Source organism: Desulfobotulus alkaliphilus, from assembly GCF_007830435.1.
Taxonomy (GTDB): Bacteria; Desulfobacterota; Desulfobacteria; order Desulfobacterales; family ASO4-4; genus Desulfobotulus; species Desulfobotulus alkaliphilus.
Genome location: NZ_VLLC01000029.1, coordinates 15,681 through 41,395 on the forward strand (window position 1 = coordinate 15,681; position 25,715 = coordinate 41,395).

The 25,715-nt window shown below is 51.2% G+C and carries 17 protein-coding genes and 1 tRNA gene; 16 read left to right on the plus strand and 2 right to left on the minus strand.

What is annotated here, in order from left to right:
* Nucleotides 1-45: 45 nt before the first annotated feature.
* Both LZ24_RS14065 and LZ24_RS14070 read left to right on the plus strand, forming a co-directional pair.
* On the plus strand, nt 46-444 hold the full coding sequence (locus LZ24_RS14065) for a hypothetical protein (protein WP_144686224.1): 399 nt from the start codon (nt 46-48) through the stop codon (nt 442-444).
* 285 nt (nt 445-729) lie between these two features.
* Entirely contained in the window at nt 730-1,245 is a 516-nt protein-coding gene (locus tag LZ24_RS14070) for a hypothetical protein (protein WP_144686226.1), read from the plus strand.
* 43 nt (nt 1,246-1,288) lie between these two features.
* On the opposite strand, the gene panB is transcribed toward LZ24_RS14070, so the two are convergent.
* Nucleotides 1,289-2,077: a 3-methyl-2-oxobutanoate hydroxymethyltransferase gene (panB, locus tag LZ24_RS14075; RefSeq protein ID WP_144686228.1), complete on the minus strand. Its 789-nt coding sequence runs from the start codon at nt 2,075-2,077 to the stop codon at nt 1,289-1,291.
* A 236-nt stretch (nt 2,078-2,313) separates the two neighbouring features.
* Between panB and hisS the strand changes: the two genes are divergently transcribed.
* The 13 genes from hisS to LZ24_RS14140 all read left to right on the plus strand — a co-directional run bounded on the left by hisS (nt 2,314) and on the right by LZ24_RS14140 (nt 20,593).
* The gene (gene hisS / locus LZ24_RS14080) at nt 2,314-3,603 is read left to right on the plus strand and encodes a histidine--tRNA ligase (RefSeq protein WP_144686230.1); all 1,290 of its coding nucleotides are present in this window, start codon (nt 2,314-2,316) and stop codon (nt 3,601-3,603) included.
* Nucleotides 3,604-3,788: 185 nt separating this feature from the next.
* A complete protein-coding gene (gene aspS, locus LZ24_RS14085) occupies nt 3,789-5,582 on the plus strand; it encodes an aspartate--tRNA ligase (protein ID WP_144686233.1) in 1,794 nt (597 codons plus the stop codon).
* Nucleotides 5,583-5,607: 25 nt separating this feature from the next.
* On the plus strand, nt 5,608-6,282 hold the full coding sequence (locus tag LZ24_RS14090; RefSeq protein WP_144686236.1) for a CBS and ACT domain-containing protein: 675 nt from the start codon (nt 5,608-5,610) through the stop codon (nt 6,280-6,282).
* Nucleotides 6,283-6,411: 129 nt separating this feature from the next.
* Nucleotides 6,412-7,389, plus strand: a complete 978-nt coding sequence (locus tag LZ24_RS14095) for a calcium/sodium antiporter (RefSeq protein WP_144686238.1) — start codon at nt 6,412-6,414, stop codon at nt 7,387-7,389.
* 196 nt (nt 7,390-7,585) lie between these two features.
* Nucleotides 7,586-7,661, plus strand: a tRNA-Asn gene (locus tag LZ24_RS14100).
* A 342-nt stretch (nt 7,662-8,003) separates the two neighbouring features.
* Complete coding sequence (locus tag LZ24_RS14105; protein ID WP_144686241.1) at nt 8,004-10,226, plus strand: ATP-binding protein; 2,223 nt, start codon at nt 8,004-8,006, stop codon at nt 10,224-10,226.
* 13 nt (nt 10,227-10,239) lie between these two features.
* The gene (locus tag LZ24_RS14110) at nt 10,240-13,662 is read left to right on the plus strand and encodes an ATP-binding protein (protein WP_186443165.1); all 3,423 of its coding nucleotides are present in this window, start codon (nt 10,240-10,242) and stop codon (nt 13,660-13,662) included.
* Nucleotides 13,663-13,729: 67 nt separating this feature from the next.
* Entirely contained in the window at nt 13,730-14,506 is a 777-nt protein-coding gene (locus LZ24_RS14115) for a substrate-binding periplasmic protein (protein WP_144686246.1), read from the plus strand.
* 121 nt (nt 14,507-14,627) lie between these two features.
* Nucleotides 14,628-15,512, plus strand: a complete 885-nt coding sequence (locus LZ24_RS14120) for a Rossmann-like and DUF2520 domain-containing protein (RefSeq protein ID WP_186443166.1) — start codon at nt 14,628-14,630, stop codon at nt 15,510-15,512.
* A gap of 31 nt (nt 15,513-15,543) precedes the next feature.
* Nucleotides 15,544-16,329 (plus strand): hypothetical protein, encoded by a 786-nt coding sequence (locus tag LZ24_RS14125; protein WP_144686250.1) that lies wholly within the window; start codon nt 15,544-15,546, stop codon nt 16,327-16,329.
* Between the two features lie 540 nt (nt 16,330-16,869).
* A complete protein-coding gene (locus LZ24_RS14130) occupies nt 16,870-18,813 on the plus strand; it encodes a P-loop NTPase (protein ID WP_144686252.1) in 1,944 nt (647 codons plus the stop codon).
* 153 nt (nt 18,814-18,966) lie between these two features.
* Nucleotides 18,967-20,046, plus strand: coding sequence for a 3-isopropylmalate dehydrogenase (gene leuB / locus LZ24_RS14135; RefSeq protein WP_144686254.1), 1,080 nt, complete (start codon nt 18,967-18,969; stop codon nt 20,044-20,046).
* Between the two features lie 52 nt (nt 20,047-20,098).
* The gene (locus LZ24_RS14140) at nt 20,099-20,593 is read left to right on the plus strand and encodes an EVE domain-containing protein (protein WP_144686256.1); all 495 of its coding nucleotides are present in this window, start codon (nt 20,099-20,101) and stop codon (nt 20,591-20,593) included.
* Nucleotides 20,594-20,628: 35 nt separating this feature from the next.
* Here LZ24_RS14140 and LZ24_RS14145 read toward each other — a convergent pair whose 3' ends face one another.
* Entirely contained in the window at nt 20,629-21,297 is a 669-nt protein-coding gene (locus LZ24_RS14145; RefSeq protein ID WP_186443167.1) for a substrate-binding periplasmic protein, read from the minus strand.
* A gap of 285 nt (nt 21,298-21,582) precedes the next feature.
* On the opposite strand from LZ24_RS14145, the gene hrpA reads away from it, so the two are divergent.
* Entirely contained in the window at nt 21,583-25,578 is a 3,996-nt protein-coding gene (gene hrpA, locus LZ24_RS14150) for an ATP-dependent RNA helicase HrpA (protein ID WP_144686260.1), read from the plus strand.
* Nucleotides 25,579-25,715 lie beyond the last annotated feature (137 nt).

Below are 25,715 nucleotides of genomic sequence, written 5' to 3' on the forward strand. Positions count from 1 at the left end.
CCTTAAAGAACAGGGCCACATACGCAGGGAAAGGAAGATACTTACATGACTAAAAAACAGTCCAAGGTGATGCGAAGTTTTCAGATACGGATGATTACCCAGCTCAGTCAGGGAACCTTTTCATCCATTGACCTGAAAAATGAATTCTTTGTCAAATGGCTTGTGGGCTATATGGCAGACAATCAGATTCCTTTTCAGTTAATCCCTCTGGGAGCAGGCGTCACACGCATTCTTCTGGCCGGCTGTGTATGTGAGCACTGCAAAGGCAAAGGCTTTATCGCTGAAAAAGCAGACACATTGCCCAAACCCCACCTTATGTCAGCCCTTGAAAAGGAACTCGCCGACGAAGAAGCCCAGACTGCCCACTGCGGAGACCATTGCTCCTGTGAAAACGGCTGTGCAGGCGGTGGCATCTGCTGCAGCCAGCAGCACAGGGCTGCCTGATTTTCTCACCCCTGCCGCAGGCGGTTTTTTCTCCCCATACCTTCTGCGGCAGAACACCCCCACCCGGCTGCCCGGTACCCTCCAGACCGGCAGTCAGGTGATTTTCCTGCCATCTCCACCCTGACCCCTGAGACCGTTCTCCCCGATGGTCTCAGGGGTTCTCTTTTCAGGCTTTTCCTTGACAATCCCCCCTGCCTTCCGGATACTCCCCCCACGGATGTACCAAGGGAAAAAACAGTTTTCTCCCCTCAATGTGTAAAAATATCATGCCCCAAGGATTCAGCCATGGATACACGCCCCGAAGCCTGCCTGCAGCGTTACCTGAAAACGGAAAGCCTTCTGCACCACTTCTACACCTTTTTTGATTACTGCTCCCGCGTGTGCATTCCAAAACTCATTGCAGCCTCCCCCGGGAAACCCGTGGCCGCCTGCTGCAAAGACAGATACTATCAGGTCTATGATCTGGATCACCCGTCCTTTGACCTGCTCCGCCGGGAAAGGGAAAGCCTTTACGGCAGCCCCGCAGATCAGCCGGAAAACTCTGGCGTCAGCCCCTGCGAATACCATACGGCCACAGGATGCCTGCTGAAAGACCACAAAAGCCCCGTATGCTTAAGTTTCATGTGCAGACCGGCCATTGATGCCCTCAGGGAGAAACACGGCATCTATACCTATGACTATCTGGGCTTTAACTACGCCCTTGAATGGATTCTCACAGGGGATATGCCGGAAAAGGAATGGCGCACCTTCTACGAAAGCCTTGAAGACATGATCCGGAAAATATCATCCAAGGCTGCCTGAAAGGCCAACCTCCGGATGCTGCCAGCAGGCCCCCGGAAAGCATTTATTCATAGCTGTGTTCGGGACCGGGAAAGGAGCCTTCCCGAACGGCATCCCCATAGGCCTTAAAGCCCTTGACGGCTTCCCCCTTCAGGTCGGCAAAGAGCTTTGTAAACTTGGGCATATACCCCAGATTCAGGCCAAGGAGATCATGCATGACAAGAATCTGACCGTCACAATGCACACCCGCCCCGATACCGATGGTGGGAATGGCGATCTCCTCTGTGATCCGCCGGGCAATGGGTGCAGGAATACCTTCAAGCACCACGGAAAAAGCACCGGCTTCCATTACCCTGTGGGCATCCTCCACCAGCCTTTCCTCATCCCGCTGTATCCTGTAGCCTCCCATGGCATGGACACTCTGGGGTGTAAGTCCGATGTGGGCCTGAACGGGTATTCCCGCATCCACCATGGCCTTGATGGTGGCACAGACACCGGCCCCTCCTTCCAGCTTCACGGCAGAGGCACCGGCTTCCTTAAGAAAAAGCCCTGCGTTACGCACAGCCTCTCCAATGTCCGCCTGATAGGACAGAAAGGGCATGTCTCCCACCACAAGGGCCCTTTCTGCTGCCCGGCTCACCATGCGGGTATGGTAAAGCATCTCTTCCATGGTAACGGGAAGGGTTGTTTTCTGCCCCTGAACCACCATGGCCAGAGAATCTCCCACAAGAATGATGTCCACTCCGGACGCATCCGCCAGACGGGCAAAGGGATAGTCATAGGCCGTAACCGCAACAATTTTTTCTCCCTGAGTCTTCATTTTCAGCAGGTGTCTGGTGCTTACCGGTGCCATTTCTTTCTCCTTCGTTTTTTTAACTGCTTCTTTAAGATCTGAAACCCTGTTTTCCTGTGCCTATCTCCGCTGGCCGCCCCTGTCAAGGCAAGAAAAGTCCAAAGGCAAAGACTGGGGATTTATCGGAATCCGGTTGACGCTTTCGGGGGCCTGCGATAAGAAAAAAAGGTTAAGGCTTTTTTTATTTATGTTTTACCCCTTTTTTCGGGGATGCGGATTGTTAAGGATGGGAGTCCATGATTCAACTGATTCGAGGTTTTAAAGATATTCTTCAACCCGAGGCCAGCCTCTGGCAGCACATTGAAAATGAAGCCCGCAGGCTTTTTGAAAGCCACGGCTACCGGGAAATTCGCCTGCCCATCCTGGAAAAAACAGAGCTTTTTGCCCGCAGCATCGGTGAAACCACAGATATTGTGGAAAAAGAAATGTACACCTTTGCAGACCGGAGCGGCGATCATCTTACCCTGAGACCGGAAGCCACCGCTTCTGTGGTCAGGGCCTATATCCAGCACAAGCTCTCTGGCACAGAGCCCATCAGAAAACTCTATACCATCGGTCCCATGTTCCGGAGGGAAAGGCCCCAGAAAGGCCGCTACCGTCAGTTTTATCAGATTGATGCGGAAGTTTTCGGCATCAGCTCACCCTATGCCGATGCACAGATGATTCTCATGCTGGCAAAGCTCATGGAACGCTTAGGCGTCACGGGCATATCGGCCCATATCAATTCTCTGGGCTGCCCTGAGTGCAGACCCCTTTACAGGGAAAACCTGAAAGCCTTTATCCATCAGCATACGGAAGAACTCTGTGAAGACTGCCTGCGCCGCAAAGATAAAAACCCCTTAAGGGTACTGGACTGCAAAAATGAATCCTGCAGAAAAGCCATGACAGAGGCCCCTGAACTGCTGGATCAGCTCTGCACGGCCTGTGCGGACCATTTTGCTCTGGTACGCAGGGAACTGGACCGGAGAAATCTTGACTATAAGATCAACAAACGTCTGGTCCGGGGCCTGGATTACTATACCCGTACGGCCTTTGAACTGCAGACGGACATGCTGGGAGCCCAGAGTGCCGTTGCCGGTGGCGGCCGCTATGACGGCCTTGTAAAAACCCTGGGGGGTCCGGACATACCGGCCATCGGTTTTGCCATCGGTTTTGACCGTCTGGTTGAAGTCATTACACAGGCAAAGCCCCCGGAGACCCCGGCACCCTCGGTTTTTTTCATCCCCTTAGGAGAGAGTGCCATGGAAAAGGCCTTTGATTTCTGCCTGCAACTGGCGGAAAAAAGCATTGAGGCCGATACGGACTATTCGGGAAGAAGCCTCAAGGCCCTGATGAAACGGGCAGACAGACTGGCGGCCCCCTTTGTGGTCATCATGGGAGACAGTGAGCTTCAAGCCGGTGAGGTCAGCCTTAAAAACATGGCCACGGGAGAACAGCGCCCCGTTCCCCTGGACAGTCTTGTGGAAATTCTGAGCCTTGAAATATCAGGGCAAGAAGCTCCCGAATCCGGCACTCAAGATCCTTGAAGCATTTTTGCTCCCGTAAAGGGCTTGAGTTTTTCAGATTGAGTGCCGGATTGCGTCACGAACAAATGGTCCGGTTGTCTATGCATCTGATTATAGGCATTCGATTTACCATAGGAAAATTGTGCTGAATAATTACACAGATCCTTCAATTATTATTTCAGATCATTCATCAAGGAGAATTTTTCGTGCCTGATATACTCGGTAACATGCGAAGAACCCACCACCTCGGAGCCCTCAGCAGCAGCGATGCAGGTACCGTCGTTACCCTCATGGGCTGGGTACAGCGCAGAAGGGACCATGGCGGCGTTATTTTTGTGGATTTAAGGGACAGGGAAGGAATCACTCAGGTGGTCTTCAACCCGGAACGCAGTCCTGAGGTCCATGCCAAGGCCCATGGCATACGCTCGGAATATGTTCTGGCCATCCGGGGCCTTGTGGTGGAAAGACCCGAAGGCATGGCAAACCCCGACCTTAAGACCGGCAGCATTGAGGTCATGGCCGATGAGCTGCGTATCCTGAACACCGCTGCCACACCACCCTTTCTCATTGAAGAGGACGCGGATGTTTCCGAAACCATCCGGCTGCAGAACCGTCATCTGGACCTGAGAAGGCCCAACCTTCAGAAAAATATCATCCTGCGCCATAAAACCGGACAGGCCATCAGAAATTTCCTGAACAATCAGGGATTTTTGGACATAGAAACCCCCTTCCTCACCCGCAGCACGCCCGAGGGTGCCAGGGACTATCTGGTACCCAGCCGGGTAAACACAGGACATTTTTATGCCCTTCCCCAGAGTCCCCAGCTTTTTAAACAGCTCCTCATGATTTCCGGTTTTGACCGTTATTACCAGATTGTCAAATGCTTCCGGGACGAAGACCTGCGTGCAGACCGCCAGCCCGAATTCACCCAGATTGACCTTGAAATGAGTTTTGTCGGCGAAGAGGATGTCATGGCCGTGGGCGAGGGCCTTGTGTCCGCCGTATTTAAAGAGGTACTGGGCATGGAAATCCAGACACCCTTTGAACGCATGGACTACGACACGGCCGTGGGACGCTATGGCCTTGATAAACCCGACCTGCGCTTTGGCCTTGAGCTGGTGGACCTCACGGAAATGATGAAGACCGTGGGTTTCAAGGTCTTTGCCGATGTGGCTTCCAAAGGCGGCATGATCAAAGCCATCAATGCCAAGGGCTGTGCGGATTTCAGCCGCAAGGAAATTGATGACTTTACCCGCTTTGTGGGGATCTACAGGGCAAAGGGGCTGGCATGGATCAAGGTGAAGGAAGACGGGGAATGGCAGTCTCCCATAGCCAAATTCTTCAGCGATGATGAAAAGGCTGAAATGGTCCGCATCCTCAACATGGAAAAGGATGATATCCTCTTTTTTGTGGCGGACACCCCTTCTGTGGTCAATGAAGCCTTAGGCAACCTCCGCAACCATCTGGCTGAAAAACTGGGCCTTGTGGACAAAGGCTCCTTCCGTTTTGTCTGGGTCACCCGTTTTCCCATGTTTGAATACGATGAAACGGAAAAACGCCTTGTGGCCCTGCACCACCCCTTCACAGCCCCCGAGGAGGAGGATTTTGCAAAGCTTGATACCGAACCCCTTGCAACCAAATCCCGGGCCTATGACCTGGTGCTGAACGGCAATGAAATCGGTGGCGGCTCCATCCGCATCCACCAGCCTGAAATGCAGCAGAAAATCTTTGATGTACTGGGCCTTTCCCGTGAGGACTACGAAGACAAGTTCGGCTTCCTTGTGGATGCCCTGAACTCCGGTGCCCCCCCCCATGGAGGCATGGCCTTTGGCTTTGACCGCCTGATCATGCTTCTCACCGGCCAGACCTCCATCCGGGATGTCATCGCCTTCCCCAAAACCCAGAAAGCCGCCTGCCTGCTCACGGGAGCCCCCAGCACAGCGGCACCGGCCCAGCTTCAGGAGCTTGGGGTCCGGGTTGAAACCGAGCCATTGGGATAAAAATAAAAAGCCCGAGGAGGACTGCATGTACATCGGCCGCATCATGCGCACAAATCTTGTCACGGTTCCACCGGAAATGCCCCTTGCCGAAGCAAGGGAACTCATTGACCAGAAAGGGATTGAACACCTTCTGGTGGTGAACAGGGAAGAAAAACTGGTGGGTGTGGTTTCAGACAGGGACATCCGCCAGAACTGGGCCTCTTCTGCCACGACCCTTTCCAGCCATGAGCTGAACTACCTGCTCAGTAAGGTGACCATGGCCATGATCATGCGCAAAAAAATCGTAACGGTCACGCCGGATACCACCATCGAGCGTGCCGCCATGATCATACAGGAAAAACGCATCGGCTCCCTGCCTGTCATGGAAAATGACAGACTGGTGGGCATTATCACCCGTACCGATGTCCTGAAAGTACTGCTGGATGCCATCGGCATTGCCGAAGGTTCCGTTCGCTTTCAGGTGCTGATCCGGGATCGTCTGGGGGCCCTTGCGGAAATTGCCCGCATCCTGTCTTCGGAAAGCATCAATATCCAAAGCCTTATCTCCTGGCCCGTGGAAGAACATCCCGGTGTGTTTCAGCTGGTGATGCGGGTGGCTGCAAGGGATCTGGATCCGGCGGTAAAAAGCCTTGAATCCGGAGGCTTTTCCGTACTTACACGTCATGTAAAAGACCTGACGCCCTATCTTCCGACTACCTGATTTCCTGCCCTGTGCCTGCGGCCTGTTTCCGGGCCACAGCATAAATATCAATCCATGACCTGCCAAAGGAATCCCTGGCAGGCTGTGGATTTTTATGCTGCCTTATGATTTTTCCCTGAAGGATGTATCATGGTCTATCTGCAACTGGTCATCGGTCTGGCACTGCTCCTCAAGGGGGCCGACCTCCTTGTCAATGGCGCCATCAGCATTGCCCGCCGTTTTCAGATTCCCAGCATTGTCATCGGCCTGACCATTGTTGCTCTGGGCACATCCCTGCCTGAACTTTTTGTCAATATCTACGCCAGTATCACGGACAACTCCGGCATTGCCGTAGGCAATGTGCTGGGCAGCAACATCGCCAACACCCTTCTGGTTCTGGGACTGGCTGGGGCCATTTCTCCTCTGGGAGTGCAGAAGGGCACGGTCTGGGCAGAAATCCCCCTAAGCCTTCTCGCCGGTATCATGCTGGCCGTTGCCGTAAACGATGTCTTTTTTGACGGTGCCCTTCGCAATGAGCTGACCCGTACCGACGGCCTTGCCTTTCTGGGATTCTTTCTCATTTTCTCCTATTATTCCTTCAACCTTTCCCAGAGCAAGGGAAACGACCGCCCGTTGGAACCGCCTGCCGAAGCCTTTTACGGACCCTTCAAATCCTGGGTGTATATCATTGCAGGGATGGTGGGGCTGGGGCTGGGGGGAGACTGGATTGTAGACGCTGCAGTCATCATTGCAGAAAACTTCAATGTTGCAGAGGATATCATCGGCCTGACCATTGTGGCCATCGGCACATCCCTTCCAGAACTGGCCACCTCTGCGTTAGCCGCCTGGCGTGGCAATGCCGCCATTGCCGTGGGCAATGTGGTGGGTTCCAACATCTTCAACATCTTTTTTGTCTTAGGCATCAGCGCATCCATCAAAGCCCTTCCCTTTTCCATGCACAACAATATGGATATTGCCGTTGTCATTCTCTCCAATATCCTGCTCTTTATTTTCATGTTCACAGGCAGACGACGTTCCATAGACCGGGGAGAAGGAATCTTCATGCTTTTCCTGTATACTGCTTATATCGCCAGCCTTTTTATGCGCAACGGCAGTTTTACTTCCTGAAAACAAGGCATGAATTTTAAAAAAAGATGGCAAGACGGGATGGATACACAGACAAAACAAAAAAATTAGGCTTTAAAAAACAAGCCCATGCAAAGGGGCGGATAAAAAAAACATATTTTAACCTTTTTTTAATTGACAGAGAGAAACGAAACCCGTATAAGTTGCCTCGTTCTACCGCAAGGTGGAACCCAGATGCTCCCCAGTAGCTCAGTCGGCAGAGCAAGTGGCTGTTAACCACTGGGTCCGCGGTTCAAGTCCGTGCTGGGGAGCCACTCGATAATCCCTGCACACCTTAAAACGTGTGCAGTTGGTTTTTATACGCTCCCTGTCGGTTTTCCGGCAGGGAGTTTTTGATTTAGGATACAAGAGCATTGACATGCCACCTTCCCCCGTCCGCCTTCCCGCCCCCTGTTCCTTTGGCTTTTTCAAAAAGATCTTGCCCTGCATACCCCAAACAGGTTATTTTTATAAAAAGTTCTGATGCCCATATAAAAAATGCATTCTTTCCGCAGCGCTGCTGAATGCCCCCCCTCGACACGCTGAAAAGGACCAGCCCCCAAGCTGAGCCCTGAATCCTGTCTGGTGCCCCAAACCGCATACACAGGAGCTTTCCCATGTCCATCAGAAAAAAGCCTCTCCATACGACTTCTCTACGGAAAAAACCTTCGGGCTGGTTCAACAGGTCCCTGTATTTTCTTCGGCATAAAAACAAAAAATCCAGCCCCGCCCCCCATCCATCCCAGCGGAATCAAATCCCGGAAGCCGGGACGGCATTCAGCAAAAATTTTTTCCACCACGCCCCCGTGGGTATCTTCTGTACCACAGCCGAGGGCAGACCCCTTGAAGTCAATATGGCCATGGCGCAGATGCTGGGTTTTGATCAGCCCGAAGACGTTCTCGATCACTATCTTGATCTGGCATCGGAACTCTACCTTCAAACGGCAATGAGGGAAACGCTTCTGCAGATTCTCCTGAAAAAGAGAAAAATCCAGGATTTTGAATTTCAGGCAAAAACCAGAGACGGCAGACAGATATGGCTGAACATCAACGCCCGCATGCAAAAACGCAAAGATAAAACCCTTCTTATTGAAGGCTTCTGCACAGAAATTACATCCCGGAAGCATGCGGAAAAAGCCCTGCACCTCCAGTCCCGCCTGCAGGGACTCCTCATGGAAATTGCAGCCACCTATATCAACCTTCCCCTTGAAAATCTCAATGAAGCCATCCAGATCTCCCTTGGGGACATGGCCATTTTTGTTGAAGCGGACCGCTCCTACATCTGCACCTATGATTTCCAGAGTCAGATCTGTACCAACACCCATGAATGGTGTGCCGAAGGCATAGAGCCACAGATCCATCTTTTGCAGGCAGTTCCCTTTTCTGCCATGGAAGACTGGATAGAAGCCCATACCCAAGGTGCCATCGTACATATTCCCGATGTCAGCGCCCTGCCCAGGGGCGGCGCAAGGGATGTGCTGGAACCCCAGGACATCAAAAGCCTGCTGGCCGTCCCCATGATGCACAGGGAAACATGTCTTGGCTTCATCGGATTTGATTCCGTACGCAAACACCACGACTACTCAGACAGGGAACAGAAACTCCTTACCCTTTTTGCCCAGATGCTGGTCAATATCGGCCTAAGAAAACAGGCGGACAAAGAACAGCAGCTGCTGCAGGCCCAGCTCCTGCAGGCCCAGAAAATGGAATCCGTTGGCCGGCTTGCCGGTGGTGTGGCCCACGACTTCAATAACATGCTCAGCGTCATTCTGGGACACTCGGAGCTGGCTCTGGATGATCTTTCACCAGAAAGTCCCGTACATAACGATCTGCTGCAGATCCGTCAGGCAGCCCACCGCTCTGCGGATCTGACGCGCCAGCTTCTGGCCTTTGCAAGGAAACAGACGGCCATTCCAAGAATTCTGGATCTGAACAAGACCATTTCCGGCATGCTGAAAATGCTGCACCGCCTCATTGGTGAGGATATTCAACTGCACTGGCTTCCCGAAGAAGGCCTGTGGCCCGTCATGATGGACCCCGGCCAGATTGATCAGATTCTGGCCAACCTCTGCGTCAATGCCAGAGACGCCATAGACGGTACGGGTGAAATCACCATCCGTACCGGCAAAGGCCTTTTTGACATGGATCATATCCCGCAGGAAAAGGGGTTTATCCCCGGAGAATACGTGGTGCTGAGCGTCCATGACACCGGCACGGGCATGGGGCCTGAAATCCTGCGTAACCTTTTTGAACCCTTTTTTACCACCAAGGCGCCGGGTAAAGGCACGGGACTGGGACTGGCTACCATCTACGGGATTGTCAAGCAGAACGGCGGTTATATAGATGTCCGGAGCAGGCCCTCCGCAGGCACTTCCTTTGCCGTATATCTGCCCCGCTACGAGGGGATGCCCGAAGAAAGCCATCCGGAAGAATCCCATGTTCCCCCCGGCAGTCCCCACGAAACTATCCTCCTTGCAGAAGACGAACCCGCCATACTTAAAATGAACCAGCGGGTTCTTGAAGGTCTCGGCTACACCGTTGTGGCGGCACCGAACCCCGAAACAGCCCTGAGCCTTGCCAAAGGCCAAAAAATCGATCTCCTCATCACAGACGTTATCATGCCGGACATGAACGGAAGGGATCTTGCCGACACCCTGAAAAAGATCCACCCTGAACTCAGAACCATTTTCACCTCAGGCTACACAGCGGATGTCATTGACAGACATGGCGTGCTGAATCCGGGGGTACACTTCATCCAGAAACCCTTTACCCGAAAAATTCTGGGAAACAAGGTCCGGGAGGTGCTGGATGAAACGGCGGCACCCCGCATCCATGCATGACGGAGAACCTCGTATGAAAAACAAACGGCACCCTTTCTTCCGGATTCCGCCCCTCATCCCCCTGCTTCTGATCATGGTAACCGCTGTTTTTACGGCTGGCACCCTTTATCAGTACCGGGCTTCCGGCACCCTGCGCACAGCCATGGAAGGGCTTTCCGCAGAAACCACCCTGCGCATTGCAGACCACCTGCGCCACTTTCTCTCCCTTCCTCAGATCGTGAACAGAATCAATGCGGATGCCATGGAGCGGGGGCTGCTCCCCGTCAGTGATCAGAAGGTGCTTGAACGTCATTTCTACAATCAGCTCCAGCTTTTCCCACAGATCAGCAGCGTTTATTTCGGCAATACCGAAGGCGGACTGGCCCACAGTGGCAGGGAGCCCGGCCGATTCTATTTCATGGCCACGGAAGATTTCAGAGCCGGACCGTTCAACAAGTACGGACTGGGCACCGCAGAAGAAAGGGGGGAGATTCTCCATCGTATTCAAAACTTTGATGCGAGAACCCGGCCATGGTATAAAAAGGCTCTGGCCTATGAAACCCATGTATGGAGCGAGGTTTACATTCTCTTTACCGGAGACGGGCTGGCCCTTTCCGCCAGCCAGCCTGTCCGGGACCGGGACGACAGACTTCTTGGGGTCGTTTCCGTGGATATCTTTCTGGACCATATCCATGATTTTCTATCGGGCATGCAGATAGGAAAAACCGGGGAAGCCTTTATCATGGACAGATCCGGCTATCTCCTTGCCTCATCAGCACCAGACGCCAGCATCTTCCAGACAAACGAAAATTCTGTCCCGAAAAAATCCAAGGTTCTGCAAAGCAACTCCCACAGGATAAAAAACGCAGGACGCGCCATATACAGCCACCTTGATCATCCTGACAAGATAAGGGAGATTGTCAGCATACAGTTTACAAGCGGCAAAGAAAAATACATGCTTCAGGTTTCTCCCCTTCAGGAAAACAGCGGCATTGACTGGCTGATCTGCGTCATTATCCCCGAAACCGATTACATCAGTGACATCCTCAGTTCCCAGCGCAACACCTTTTTCATCATTGCTGCCGCCCTCATCCTCTCCCTCATCACAGGCAGACTGATCCGTGAAAGGGAGATGAATTTCCGGAATTTTTTTGAAAGCATCGGCGATCTTGTGGCAGTCACAAGGCCCAGCGGCAGGATCATCTATACCAATACAAACCTGCGTCAGAGTCTTGGATACAGCAGGGAGGAATGCCATGGCATGTATATCATCGACCTGTATCCCGAAAAAATACGGGAAGAAGCCAGGGCCACCCTGGAAGCCATGCTGGAGGGAAAGCAGGAAAGCTGCCTCCTCCCCCTGATGCAAAAAAACGGTAAAAAACTGTCTGTGGAGGCCAGAATCTGGCGGGGAGAATGGAACGGGAAAGAATGCATTTTCGGCCTTGCCAAAGACATTCGTGTTCAGGTGGAAGCCCAAAAGCGCTTTGAACGTATTTTCCAGAACAATCCAGCACTTATGGCCCTATGGCTGTTACCTGAAAGCCGCCTGAGCGATGTCAACGACACCTTTTTACAAACCCTTTCCTACAGAAAAGAAGACATCCTGAACAAAACCCCGCAGGAGCTGAATCTTTTCCCCTTTCCCGAACAGCTAGAAGCCCTTACCCTGCGCCTGAATGAAACGGGGCGGGTGACAAACACGGAAATACGGATTCAGGACAGCAAAGGGCAGCGAAAGGACGGGATCTTTTCAGGGGATGTGATTTCCAGCCATGGCAAACATTACCTCCTTACGGTGATGGTGGATATCAGTGAGCGCAAACAGGCGGAAATTGCCCTTGAGGAATCCCGGACTGTTCTGGAAAAAACAAACAAAGCCTTAAGCGAAGCCATTGCTGAAACCAAAGAAATGGCCCTGAAGGCCGAAAGGGCCAACATGGCCAAAAGCGAGTTCCTTGCCCATATGAGCCATGAAATCCGCACCCCCATGAACGGGGTTATCGGCATGAGCAATCTTCTCATGGAAACCCCTCTGACAGAAAAACAGAGGCACTATACAGAGGCCCTCCGCAGCAGTGCCGTTTCCCTTCTGGGTATCATCAACGATATTCTGGATCTTTCAAAAATTGAAGCCGGCAGAATGGAAATGGAAATCCATGACTTCAGTCTGGACGGACTGCTTGAAAATTTTATGGCTGCCATGGCTCCCCAGGCCCGGGAAAAGGGCCTGGACTTTCGCTGCTCAAAGGAAGATGAGGTACCCTCCCGTCTGGCAGGTGATGCGGGCCGTCTCCGGCAGATCCTCACCAATCTTGTGGGCAATGCCATCAAATTTACGGACAAGGGCAGCGTATCCATCTCCATATCAAAGGGTCAGCAGGATGCCCGCGGGATCATACTGCATTTTACCATAGAAGATACGGGTATCGGCATTCCCGAACACAAACAGCCCCTTTTATTCGAAAAATTCAGTCAGGTGGACAGATCCACCACAAGGCAATACGGTGGGACGGGTCTTGGCCTGGCCATTTCCAGACATCTGGTGCTGCTCATGGACGGTGATATCGGCATGGAAAGCCGTCCGGGAAAGGGCTCCAGATTCTGGTTTTACATCCGCCTGAAAAAAACCGATGAAGAAGAAAACCCGGTAACTGAAAACAGGGAAACCGTCACAGGAAAGGATCTCCTTGCAAAATCCCATGCCCGCATTCTTCTTGTGGAAGACAATGTGATCAATCAGAAGGTGGCCATCGGGTTTTTGCAGAATCTCGGATTTTCACCAACAGCCGTATCCAATGGACTGGAAGCACTGGAAGCCCTGAAAAAAGCACCATGGGACCTTGTCCTCATGGACATCCAGATGCCCCTCATGGATGGCCTGGAAGCCACAAGATGCATCAGACACCCCAAGTCCGGCGTACGGAATCCTGCCATACCCATCATTGCCATGACAGCCCATGCCATGCAGGATGACAGGGAAAGATGCCTGAATGCGGGAATGAACGATTATGTGACCAAGCCCCTGAACCCGGAGGCCCTCACGGCAGCCCTTATGAAATGGCTGCCGGAAACCCCGGCGGGATCGGGAAATGAAGCCTTAGACCTGTCCGATGAAGATGATAAAAATAAAATATGGAATAAAAAAACCCTGAAAGAATTCCTTGGTGACGACAGGGAAACCATAAACATCATCGTACAGGAATTCATGGAAACCGCCCCTGCCCAGATCGCTGAGATCAGGGATCTCATTACCAAAAACGATACGGGTGGCGTACGCTTTGAGGCCCACAGCTTAAAAGGTGTTGCTGCCCATATGGGGGCAGAAACCCTTTCTGGTATCGCCTTTGATATGGAAAAAAAAGCAAAGGCCGGGGATCTTGAAGGATGCCGCAAGATACTGGGGCACCTTCAGCAGGCCATGGCCGAGCTTAAGGAGTGCATGGATGAATCATAGGCACACCGCCAGATACAGGGGGCCGGGACTGACAGAAACAAACCACGCAAATATGGAGGTATTTTAGATGCACAGATTTTTTTTACCTTTAATGCTTATCCTGATACTGCCCCTTTCTTCTCCGGCCAGAACCCTTGATATGCTGACGGACGATTTCCCGCCCTACAGTTTTCAGGAAAATGGCCGCATATCCGGCATCTGCATGGATGTCATCCAAAGTGTATTTCAGGATACGGCCTATGACTTCCATGTGCAGCTTTTTCCCTTTGCCAGAGCCTATGCCGCCACCCGTGACGGAAAAAACATCTTTGAATTCTGTGTGGCCAGAACACCGGAAAGGGAAGAACTTTTTCACTGGATAGGCCCCGTAGGCCCCTCCTATGAAGGACTCATCGCCCTCAGCACAAGAAAGGACATCCGCATTGAATCGGATAGGGACATGGCTGTCTATCGCATCGGTACGGTGATCGAGGACGTGGTGGACCAGCACCTTTCCGCAAGGCAGAAGGAGCTTGGGCTCACGCTGGATAAAACATCGAGCTACAGGCAGAACATGAGAAAACTCATGGCGGGACGCATGGATATATGGGCTGGCAATATCATCGCTGCTTTCCAGCTGGCAAAGGATCTGGGCCATGACCCGGAAGAACTGCGGGTGGTTTATGCTTTTCCCGATCTTTATAAAGATCTCTACCTTGTTACGGGCAAAAAAAGTGATCCGGATCTGGTGGAAGACCTCCAGAGGATTTTTGAAAATTTTGTGGAAAAAGGAAAATATGAAAAAATAAAAGAGCAGTTTATCAGGGAGCAGACTTCCGGATATTCTGACGAAAAAAGAGAGTGATTCTGACGCAACAGCAAGCATAAGACGATTTCCTTTGCCCGAAGGACAAAGCCACAGGAAAAAAATATTGCCATCATGATCTGCTGCCCTTATCATCCGCCCTGAACATGGGAGAATGAAAATGACACAACAAACAGGAATCATCGGCTGCGGCAGAGCAGGAAGCCACCTTGCCTTTCACCTTAAAAAAGCAGGCTGGTCCGTCTGCGGTATCTGGGACGCCGAAATAAAAAAAGCAGAACAGATTGCAGCGCTTACGGAAATCCCCCTGCTTTCCCCCGAAGAAATGGGCCAAAAAGCAGACATTCTGGTTCTGGCACTGCCCGATGATACCATTGCATCCGCCTGTGACAGCCTTGCAGCCAAAGGCATCTTCCACCCCGGCCAGCGGGTGTTTCACCTGAGCGGTTCCCAGCCTGCGGCACTCCTTGTATCCGCTGCAAAAAAAGGTGCCTTTACGGCCTCCTTGCATCCCCTGCAGAGCTTCTCTCCCAGCCTGGACAGGGGCCACCCCTTCAAAAATATCCTCATGACGGCAGAGGGCATGCCCGAAGCCGTAGAAACCGGCCTTGCCATGGCAGAAGATCTGGGGGCAAAGGGAATCCCCATCGCAGCAGATGCCAAGGTCCTCTACCATGCGGCGGCGGTGGTGGCCTCCAACTACCTTGTCACCCTTCTGGATTTTTCCTTTGACCTTCTGGAAGCCTCGGGCATTGAGGGCAGCCATGCCATGGCCTTTCTTGCTCCCCTTATTTCCGGCACCCTTGCCAATCTGGAAAAAATGCCTGCGGAAGCTGCCCTCACGGGTCCCGTTGTCAGGGGAGACACCAGCACCCTCAAAAGACACCTTGAAGCCATCAGCGAAAAACGCCCCTTACGCAGCGACCTGTACAAAGCCCTTGGAAGGGCCACGCTGGATCTGGCTGTAAGGGGAAAACATCTGGATAAACAAGCAGAAAGGCAGATCCATCCGCTTTTTTCCTTAAATGGCACCTTGGGCGCATAAAGAACAAAAAAACCTCAGAAAGGAGTACCAGATGTTACGTCATTTTCTTGTATCCTCTGCCTGTATTCTCCTGCTGTTGCTCTCCGCCTGTGGCGGCGTCCGCAGCACACCGACGGCAGATCCCCATGCCCAGCAGGCCATTGAAAAAATGGCCGCAGAAATTGCCTTTAAAAATCCCCAGAACATCAACACACCGGGCCATGTCAGAATTCCCCTTGCCAAAGGCCAGTGGGTGACCACCCTTGCCCGCTACAGAAACCCCGACGGAGACCGTATCCTCAGCACCACAAAGGTCATTGATGTCCAGCAGGATCTCGTAACCCTTGAAGTGGAAAACTTTACGGCATCCCAGAAAGGCGAAAGGAGTGTCACTCTGGTTCAGATTGCAGGCTATCCCGTCAATCTTCCCGTAGGACCGGATCAGGAAGCCATTAAAGCCATCACCAGCCAGGCCCGTATTCTCCGCATGGTCACCCAGGCCGGAGACAACCCGCCCACGGAAATGCCCCCTGTGTATCTCCAGTTTGCCTCCAACCTCATGAAAGACTTCATCAACCCTGCCGTGCGCACCACCCCCATGAGTACCCAGCCCGTGGAAACGCCCTACATCCGGGCCAGAGACGCCAAGGTCTTTGATGTGGAAGTCTCTGTGCTGGGCTTCAGGGATACAGGTAAAATTCAGGCCCATGGCGGTGTTCCCGTCAACAACCAGATTGTTTACGAAAATACGGATCAGATCATTTACACCATTGCCTATGGCTTAAAGGGGGCAAAACAGACGCTTTTCTTTCCCCCCGCAGGAACGGGTATGCAATAAAAAACGTAACTGTTCAGCACAGTTTTTCAGATACCATACCTGCAAGGCAGATGCACAGGCCCCAGGCTATTTGCCCGTGACGCAATCTTATTCTTAGAGCTTCTTGCCCTGTGCGGAAGCGGAAAAAACCCCCCGCCACAGGCAGGATAAGCTTTTTATTACCATGGCAGGCCTTGGTACGCTGCCTTTGTGGCGGCTCAGACAGTTTGCCGCTTCTTATTAGCACTCCGGCACTAAAGCCTGAAAAGGCGGCATCGTTTATATTATAGGCTTTGGGTTTTTGGCTTGAGTGCCGGACAAAGCTCTGATCCGAAACGATTGCAATGTCACTTGCAAATAGCCACGGAGCCTTGCAGCCGTAAGACGCTGCTGCAACTACAGCATTGGCAGTTCGGAATAAACTGTGCTGAATACTTTCAAAATAATGAACAATTTTTTTTAAATAAAATGTACTGAATAATTACTAAAAAACAAAGGGAATCCTTCAAAAGTCTTTAAGGAGTCTCTTTATTTCTTCCGGCCAAGGAGCATCAGCACACCATGACAAGGATTATCACCGTCAGCAGCGGCAAAGGAGGGGTCGGCAAAACCCAGATCAGCACCAACCTTGCGCTGCATCTTGCCCGGTCTGGCTACAAAGTCTGCCTGCTGGATGCAGACCTCGGCCTTGCCAATGTGAATATCCTTTTAAAGCTCCATCCTGAAAAGACCCTCAAAGATGTTCTTCTGGAAAAAATTCCCCTCAGGGAGATTCTGATTAAAGCACCGGAAGGGCTGGATATTCTTCCGGGAAGCTCCGGCATTGAGGCCATGGCCAACCTGAGAAGCGATCAGATCCTCTACCTTGTTCAGGAATTCTCCACCCTGGATACCTATGATTATTTCATCATAGATACAGCCGCAGGCATTGCAAGGGATGTGCTGGCCTTCTGTCTGGCATCATCGGAGCTGCTCATTGTCATCACGCCGGACCCCGCCTCCCTCACCGATGCCTATGCCCTGCTCAAGGTTCTGAAGCTCAACGGGTTTCAGACTCCGGTCCGTGTCATCGTCAACAACGCCCCCGGCATGGACAGGGCCAGAAACGTTCTTCTGAAACTCGTCAATGCTGTCAAAAACCATCTGGCTATGGAAATTCACCCCATTGGCATCATTCCCAAGGACAATGCCGTACCCGATGCCCTTGCGGAGCAGGAAGCCTTTATTCTTCGCTACCCCCAAAGCATTGCCTCCCGATGCATCCGCAATGCAGCCCAGAATCTTATCCAGCAAAGGGATCTTGGAGAAAAAGAACTGTATCCAACCGATTTTTTTGAAAAATTCCTGAAATTCCTCATGGGGCCTTTGAAAAAATATGCTGAAAAACCCAAGGATCCGTCCCCGGATCAAGCGGAAAAAGCTGAAACCCAAATACCTGATCATCCCCCTGCATCCCGGCCTGCCCCAGCAATCCCGCAGGCCTTAACGGAAAAACCAGAGCCTTCCCCCCATTCAGAAAATAAAGAAAACCCGATCCCACAACCCCGCAGGGAGGATACCCCTGCCCTGCTCCATGAAACCAATCACCTGCTGAGGGAAGTTTCGGCCAGCATGGCCGCCATCGCCTCAGAACTGAAAGAAATCCGGGAGTTTTTCACAAAAACGCAACTGGCAAACCGTGAAACAGCTCCCCTGCAGCGTCTCCCCGGGCCAGAGACCGTTGGTCACCGGGACCAGACACTGCCGGATATCCTCTCCGGCTACCCCATCTTCCAGACCCTGAACCCCCAGGAACTTCACAGCATCCTTACCCGGCTAAAAACCAGAAAATGCCAGAAAAATGAAGTTCTGATGCAGAAAGGAGAGGCCGGGAAAAACCTCTACATTCTTGTTTCCGGTAAGGTCGCCGTACTGGATGCGGATGGGGAAATTCTTGATACCATGTCAGGGGGGGATGTTTTCGGCGAGATGAGCCTGATCAGTGGTGAACCCGTCAATGCCACCATAAAAAGCATGGAAGAAACGGATATCCTCTACCTTGAAGGCCGGGAGTTTATCCGCGTGCTGGAAACCTTTCCTGCCCTGCAGATGCATTTTGCCCAGCTCCTGAGCCAGAGACTGGCCAGACGTCTGCAGAAAGCCGACCTTGCCAGAACCCAGTCCCTTACGGCACAACTGAGCGGTTCCCTTGAAAGTACACAGATCCCTGAAATCCTGCAGATGCTGAAAACAGGAGAAAAAACAGGAATGCTTGTTTTTGCCCTGCCCCGTGGAAAAGCGGCCATTTCCATGATCAGAGGAGAAATGGTTGCCGCCCGCTATGGGGAGCACAGCGAAAAAGAGGCTTTTTATGAGATCATAAAGGAAAAAAAGGGCCGCTTCAGCTATATCCCGGACCTTCCCAAACAGGACAGGGATAAAAAACCCATGGGCCATTTTATGAAGCTTCTCATGGATGGGGTCAGCAGGATGGATGAGGAAACAGAGTTAAAAAATGCCCCATAAACACCACAGAAGAGGTGCGGCTGATTTTGATAAAAGATTTGGGGAAGGGTAAAATCTTGGCAATAAAGGCACAGTCTGATAAAGAAATTTCAAGTATAAAAAGTCTGCTTCTTTTCACCATATCCATAAAAGCTGTAACTAAGGAGAAACCCTTTGAAAAAAATTGCCATCCTTGCCGGAGACGGTATTGGCCCGGAAGTTATGCAGGAGACCATCAAGGTTCTGGATGCCGTCCAGAAAAAATTTGGTTTTAAACTGGAATACAGGCAGGCAGACGTCGGCGGTGCGGCCATTGACAACCATGGTGAAGCCCTCCCCCCGTCCACCCTTGAAACCTGTGAATGGGCCGATGCGGTTCTTTTCGGTTCCGTCGGCGGCCCCAAGTGGGAACATCTCCCCCCTGCACAACAGCCCGAAAGGGCAGCCCTCCTGCCCCTGCGCAAACATTTTGGCCTATACTGCAACTTGAGGCCTGCAAAAATATTCCCCTCCCTTACCGCAGCCAGCCCCCTCCACCCGGATATTGTCAAAGACGGTTTTGACATACTCTGTGTCCGGGAACTCACAGGCGATATCTACTTTGGGCAGCCCAAGGGAAGGGAAGGCAGCGGTCCCGAAGAAAAAGCCTATGACACCATGGTCTATTCCCGCTATGAAATCGAACGCATTGCCCGCATGGCCTTTGACTTTGCCCGCAAACGAAAAGGCCGGGTTGCCAGCGTGGACAAAGCCAATGTACTGACCACCATGGTTCTCTGGCGGGAAGTGGTCACAGAAGTTGCCAAAGACTACCCCGATGTGGCGCTTACCCACATTTATGTGGATAATGCAGCCATGCAGCTGGTCAAAGATCCCCATCAGTTCGATGTGCTGCTCTGTGGCAACATGTTCGGGGATATTCTTTCCGATGAATGCGCCATGATCACTGGTTCCATGGGGCTTCTGGCTTCTGCCAGCCTGAATGAGGACAAATTCGGCCTTTACGAACCTGCTGGCGGATCTGCACCGGACATTGCAGGCAAAGGGATTGCCAACCCCATTGCCCAGATTCTTTCTGCTGCCATGCTGCTCCGATTCAGTCTGGATCTTAACGAAGCTGCCGATGCCATTGAAAATGCCGTAGCCAGAACCCTTGATGACGGTATCTACACAGCGGATCTCGGAAAAGACGCATCCAAAATTGTCAATACGGCTGGCATGGGCGATGCCATCTGTGCCCGCATCAGCGCCTGATGCTCACAGGCAGTGGCTTTTTCCGGCCACTGCCCTTTTTTAAAGAGGTCCCATGTCCGGAAACTGCTGGCTTGTAAAATCAGAACCCGATACCTTCTCCATTCAGGATCTGGCCCTGCGTCCAAAGCAGACCGAAGGCTGGGATGGTGTGCGCAACTATCAGGCCAGAAACTACCTCAGGGATGGTATGAAAAAAGGAGATCCTGTCCTTTTTTATCACAGCAGAATCAGACAGCCTGCCATTGTGGGCCTGTGTTCCGTCGTCCGCGAAGGCTACCCCGATGCCAGCGCATGGCACAGGGATTCGGCCCACCCCGATCCGAAAAGCACACCTGAAAACCCCATCTGGTATCAGGTGGATCTGCGCCTTGAAATCATATTTAAAGGCCCCGTTCTCCTTGAGAATCTAAGGAAGGATTCTCAGATGCAGGAGATGGCCCTCCTTAAAAAAGGAAACCGGCTTTCCGTTATGCCCGTATCCCCTGCCCATTATCGCCGTATTATGGAAATGGCCGGAATATCCGTATTGCCAGAAAGAAACCAATAAAACTTCGATGCAAAGCACCTTTTCTGCCTTGCCATTCAGTTGACGGACCCAGGAATAATAATGTCGGATTCAAGATAATCCCATGCGGCTTCCAGCCTCTGCATCAGAATATCCGCACCCTCTACCTGCTTTGACACCTTGAGAAAAACCCCTATCAATTCAAGGGAGGTGGACCGCACCTCTTCTTCCATGGCCATGACCCGGATGGCATTTTCTGCTGCACGCCGATAATCCAGAAGGTAATCTCCCCTGCCCGCAGCAAGCTGACGAAAGGCATGGATATGATCCGATGCCTCCATCAGTTCCACACCATTATCAGGGTTTCTCAGATCATTAATAAAACCGCCATAGCTGTAGCCCCGGATAACGATGACCCGGCTCCCGTAAAGATCTTCATTTTTTTCCGGCAGTTTTCTTTCACCAAGAACATAGGCTCTCATATCAATGTCTGTTATTTTTTTTTTGCTGTAAAGTACCCTGCCCTCCAGTTCAGGAACATTTTTGACCCCGAGAAAGACATGGCACCGGCCTTCGGCAATGTTCCAGTAAAGTCTCCTTGGAGGGTAAACGGCCATATCATAACTGTATCCCGCCTGATCCAGTATACGGGTCAAAAACTCCAGCAAAACACCACCGGGCTTTCCATCCGCTCCCACTTCATAGAGAGGTGGCAGATCAAGGATACCCACATGAAGTTTCTCCATGGCTTCTGCCCCGGCAGGTCTGACCAGAAACAACAATAAAAAACAAAAATATATTTTTTTAAGCATATGCTGTCCGATCCAAAAAACTTGTAAGCCAAAAGGCTTTGCTACAGAACCTTTGCCATTGAAATACCACGGACACCTTAAAAAGACTGGTTTTCACCTGAATGCTATATTAGACTTGCCCCGTCTTTTTTGGGACGATCCCAAACAAGATGCATCCCCACTTGAACGGATAGTTTTCAAAAATTATTTTTCTTCTAACCTACACAAGCGGTCTTCACATTGTCAACATATAAGCCAGTAAATAACAGCGCCACAGAAAAAAAACTGAACCGTATCCACAGGGCCTCGTCAGAAATCCTGATTGCGGATCGCATGGCAATCCGCAAAAAAATTCATCACTTCCGCCATAAGATTACAAAACTGCCACCTGAAAAACAGGAACAGGATCTCCTCTCCCTTGAAAAACAATTGAAAGAGGCAAAAGAACGTTTTCATGGACGCAAAAAGAAGCTTCCCCGTCCTTCCTTTGACGAAAACCTCCCCATCACCGCCCATAAAGATACCATTATCAAGGCCATTCAGGACAATTCCGTTGTCATTATTGCCGGTGAAACGGGATCCGGCAAAACCACCCAGCTTCCCAAACTCTGCCTTGAAGCAGGCCGGGGCCACTACGGACGCATCGGCTGCACCCAGCCCCGCCGCATTGCCGCCTTGAGTGTGGCCGAGCGCATTGCCGAGGAACTTCATACAGCTCTGGGTGAGGCCGTTGGCTGCAAAGTCCGTTTCCGGGACCAGACCGGAGAAGACACCATCATCAAACTTATGACCGACGGCATGCTTTTATCGGAAACCCTGTCGGACCCTTTTTTGAATCAGTACGACACCCTTATCATCGATGAAGCCCATGAGCGCAGCCTGAATATTGACTTTCTTCTGGGTTTTCTCATTCGTGTTACCCAGAAAAGAAAAGACCTGAAAGTCATCATCACATCCGCCACCATTGATACGGAAAAATTCTCCCTTGCCTTCGGTGGCGCTCCCATTATCAGCGTATCCGGTCGCATGTATCCCGTTGAGGTCCGTTATCAGCCCCAGCCCGAAGAAGAAGAAAAAGACAGCCCCTCCCTTGCCGATCAGGTGGCAAGGGCCATTGATGACCTTGTGACGGAAGGCCCGTTTGGAGATATTCTTGTATTTTTACCAACGGAATACGATATAAGGGAAGCCTGTGACCTGCTCAGCGGACGGAATTATAAGGGAGCTGTCATCCTTCCCCTCTATGCCCGCCTGACAGGTTCACAGCAGCGCAGGGTCTTTCAGCCAGCCAGCGGCAGAAAAATTGTGGTTGCCACCAATGTTGCGGAAACCTCCCTTACCATTCCCGGCATCCGCTATGTCGTGGATACGGGTGTGGCCAGAGTTCCCCGGTACATTCCGGGTATGCGCAGCACAAGCCTTCCCATTATACCCATCTCAAAATCCAGTGCGGACCAGAGGAAAGGACGCTGCGGACGTGTTGCCAACGGAATCTGCATCCGCCTTTACTCCGAAGAATCCTACGAAGCCAGAGAACGCTTTACCACCCCTGAAATCCTCAGGGCAAACCTTGCCGATGTTCTTTTAAAAATGACAGCCCTCCGTCTGGGGGATATACGGGACTTTCCCTTTGTGGACAGACCCGCAGACAGATTAATCAAGGACGGATACGATATTCTGCAGGAACTCGGTGCCATCGTTCCTGTAAAATCCACGAAAAAAGAAGCTTCCGGCTTTGCCCTGACTTCTGTTGGAAAGCGCATGGCATCCATCCCGCTGGATCCCAGAATTGCCCGCATGCTTGTGGCAGCAGAAGAGCTCGGATGTGTTGAAGATGTAGCCATAATTGCCGCGGGCATCACAGCCGTAGACCCGAGGGAAAGACCCGAAGATAAAAAACAGCAGGCCCTTCAGGCCCAGAAAGCTTTTGTGGATCCCCTTTCCGATTTTATCACCCTGCTCAATATCTGGAAAAAATTTATCGAAGAAAGCCGGGGGAGCCTTGGGATCTCGCCCCTGAAAAAATTTACGGAACGATTTTTTCTGTCCTTTAAGCGCATGCGTGAATGGCGGGATTTATCCCTTCAGATTCTTGAAATGCTTGAAGAAACGGATATTAAAGCCGAAAAAACCCAGCCACCGGAAACAGCACCTGATGTTTCCAGCCCCTTCAGCCCCAGATACGAAGCCATTCATAAGGCTATCCTGACCGGACATTTATCCAATATTGCCCGCAGAAAAGAAAAAAACACCCTGCTCGCTTCCAGAAACCGGGAAGTAATGATTTTTCCCGGCTCAGGGCTCTTCAATAAAAATCCTGACTGGATTGTTGCGGCGGAAATGGTGGAAACATCCAGACTCTTTGCCCGCTGCCTTGCTTCCATAGATCCATTGTGGGTGGTGGAGGCCGGTGGAAACATGATTACTGAAAGCCTTTATGACCCCCACTGGGAAAAAAACAAAGGCCGGGTCATGGCCTTTCGCAGACGCAGCCTTTATGGTCTCATTCTCACGGACAGAGAATCCGTAGCTTTTGGAAAGGAAGATCCCGAAACCGCAACACGTATTTTTATTCAGAACGCCCTGGTCCAGGGAGAGCTGAAGCAGAGGCCACCCTTTCTTCTCCATAACCTGAAAGTTGTAGAGGAGGTTCTTGCAAAGGAAGACCGGCTGCGCAGAAGGGATCTTTTTGCCGGAGAAAATGCGGTCTTTGATTTTTACGCGCCAAAAATCAAAGGTATCTTTGACATCAGAACCCTTTTGAGTGAAATCAGAAAAAAAGGGGATGACACTTATCTGCGTATGGAGGAAAAAGACATCCTCCTTGGGGATACGGATGCAAAGACCCTGAATCTTTACCCGGAAAAAGTTTCACTGGGTAAAAAAGAACTTTTCCCATGCAGCTATTCCTTCAGTCCGGGAGAAGATTCCGATGGCATCAGTGTACGGATACCCATTGATCTGTCCCCGGAAATCAACCCCCATGAAACAGAATGGCTGATCCCCGGTCTCTTCTGCGAAAAAATTGAGGCCATGCTGAAGAGTCTTCCTAAAATCATACGCAAACGCCTTGTTCCGCTGCCAGATACGGCAAAGGAGATTGCAAAGGAGCTGAAGCCCGTTGGCAGGCCTTTGGCTCTTGCCTTAAGCAGATTCCTCTACCAGCGCTACAATGTGGATGTGGCACCGGCACGGTTCAATGAAATCGATCTGCCTGACCACCTGCGTATGAGGCTTTGCCTCACGGACAGCAGCGGAAAGGTCCTGTCTGTCTCCAGGGATCCTTCAATTCTGAGGGAAAACATTCAGAATACCCGCAAAAATATGCATCTGGAAAGGCTCCGGGAAAAATGGGAAAAAGATACCGTCACGATCAGGGATCTGGATGGAATGCCCGAAACCATTCCCGTAAATCCAGAAAATCCGTCCAGTGAACCTGCTTTCACAGCCTTTATCTCTACGGAGAAAGGCGTGGGACGAAGCCTTTTTGCATCCAGAGCAGAAGCCAGATATCACCATGAAAAGGCCATCGCCCGTCTTCTGGAAAATGAATTAAAATCCGAGATGGCACAACTGAAAAAACACTTGACCCTCCCTGCGGATACAGGCGAAATCCTGCTCCATTTTGGAGGAAGGGAAGCCTTTGAACAAAATCTGAAGGAGGCTGTCTGCACGCCCATGACAAAACTGGACATCCGTTCCGAAAAAGCCTTTCTCAATGCTCTGTCAAAGGCAAAAAACAGTCTGATCCCGGAAGGCAGAAAGCTCATGGAAGCCGTTCTCCCCGTTCTTTACGCAGCCCAGAAAACCCGTGACGTTTTTTATTCCTTCAGAAAAAAAGGGGGGGTAAAGACCATTTCTTTTCTTGCGGAAATGGATCAAGAGATGAAACGCCTGATCCCGGAAAATTTTGTAAAGCTTTATTCTGCGGAACGGATGATGCAGTTTCCCCGCTACCTCAAAGCGATGATCATCCGAATCCAGAGAGCTTCCGAAGATTTTTCAAAGGATGAACGTAAACAGACTGAAATAAAACCCTATGAAAAATCACTCAGGGAGATCCTTTCGGAGCTGAGTCCCCATGTGTCTGAAGAAAAAAAGAATGAAACAGAAAATCTTTTCTGGATGATAGAAGAATTCAAGGTCTCTGTTTTTGCGCAGGAAGTCGGTGCCCTTGGCCCTGTTTCAGCAAAACGTCTGAAAGAACAGATACGACGCATTCAAAATCTTGTCTAAATATTAAAAAAAGAAGTAACTTCTGAGTAACTTGAATTTAGTTCTTTTAATTCAAAAGCTTAAAAAATGGCCAATTATCCATCACTGATCGAAATTAGTTTGAATCCTGCACAAGTTACTCTATGACAAGACGCCCT

Bases quoted from the DNA above. Each gene is read 5' to 3' on its own strand.
- LZ24_RS14065 (WP_144686224.1), top strand. From the start codon at position 46: ATGACTAAAAAACAGTCCAAGGTGATGCGAAGTTTTCAGATACGGATG.
- LZ24_RS14070 (WP_144686226.1), top strand. From the start codon at position 730: ATGGATACACGCCCCGAAGCCTGCCTGCAGCGTTACCTGAAAACGGAA.
- panB (WP_144686228.1), bottom strand. From the start codon at position 2,077: ATGGCACCGGTAAGCACCAGACACCTGCTGAAAATGAAGACTCAGGGA.
- hisS (WP_144686230.1), top strand. From the start codon at position 2,314: ATGATTCAACTGATTCGAGGTTTTAAAGATATTCTTCAACCCGAGGCC.
- LZ24_RS14090 (WP_144686236.1), top strand. From the start codon at position 5,608: ATGTACATCGGCCGCATCATGCGCACAAATCTTGTCACGGTTCCACCG.
- LZ24_RS14095 (WP_144686238.1), top strand. From the start codon at position 6,412: ATGGTCTATCTGCAACTGGTCATCGGTCTGGCACTGCTCCTCAAGGGG.
- LZ24_RS14105 (WP_144686241.1), top strand. From the start codon at position 8,004: ATGTCCATCAGAAAAAAGCCTCTCCATACGACTTCTCTACGGAAAAAA.
- LZ24_RS14110 (WP_186443165.1), top strand. From the start codon at position 10,240: ATGAAAAACAAACGGCACCCTTTCTTCCGGATTCCGCCCCTCATCCCC.
- LZ24_RS14115 (WP_144686246.1), top strand. From the start codon at position 13,730: ATGCACAGATTTTTTTTACCTTTAATGCTTATCCTGATACTGCCCCTT.
- LZ24_RS14120 (WP_186443166.1), top strand. From the start codon at position 14,628: ATGACACAACAAACAGGAATCATCGGCTGCGGCAGAGCAGGAAGCCAC.
- LZ24_RS14125 (WP_144686250.1), top strand. From the start codon at position 15,544: ATGTTACGTCATTTTCTTGTATCCTCTGCCTGTATTCTCCTGCTGTTG.
- LZ24_RS14130 (WP_144686252.1), top strand. From the start codon at position 16,870: ATGACAAGGATTATCACCGTCAGCAGCGGCAAAGGAGGGGTCGGCAAA.
- LZ24_RS14140 (WP_144686256.1), top strand. From the start codon at position 20,099: ATGTCCGGAAACTGCTGGCTTGTAAAATCAGAACCCGATACCTTCTCC.
- LZ24_RS14145 (WP_186443167.1), bottom strand. From the start codon at position 21,297: ATGGAGAAACTTCATGTGGGTATCCTTGATCTGCCACCTCTCTATGAA.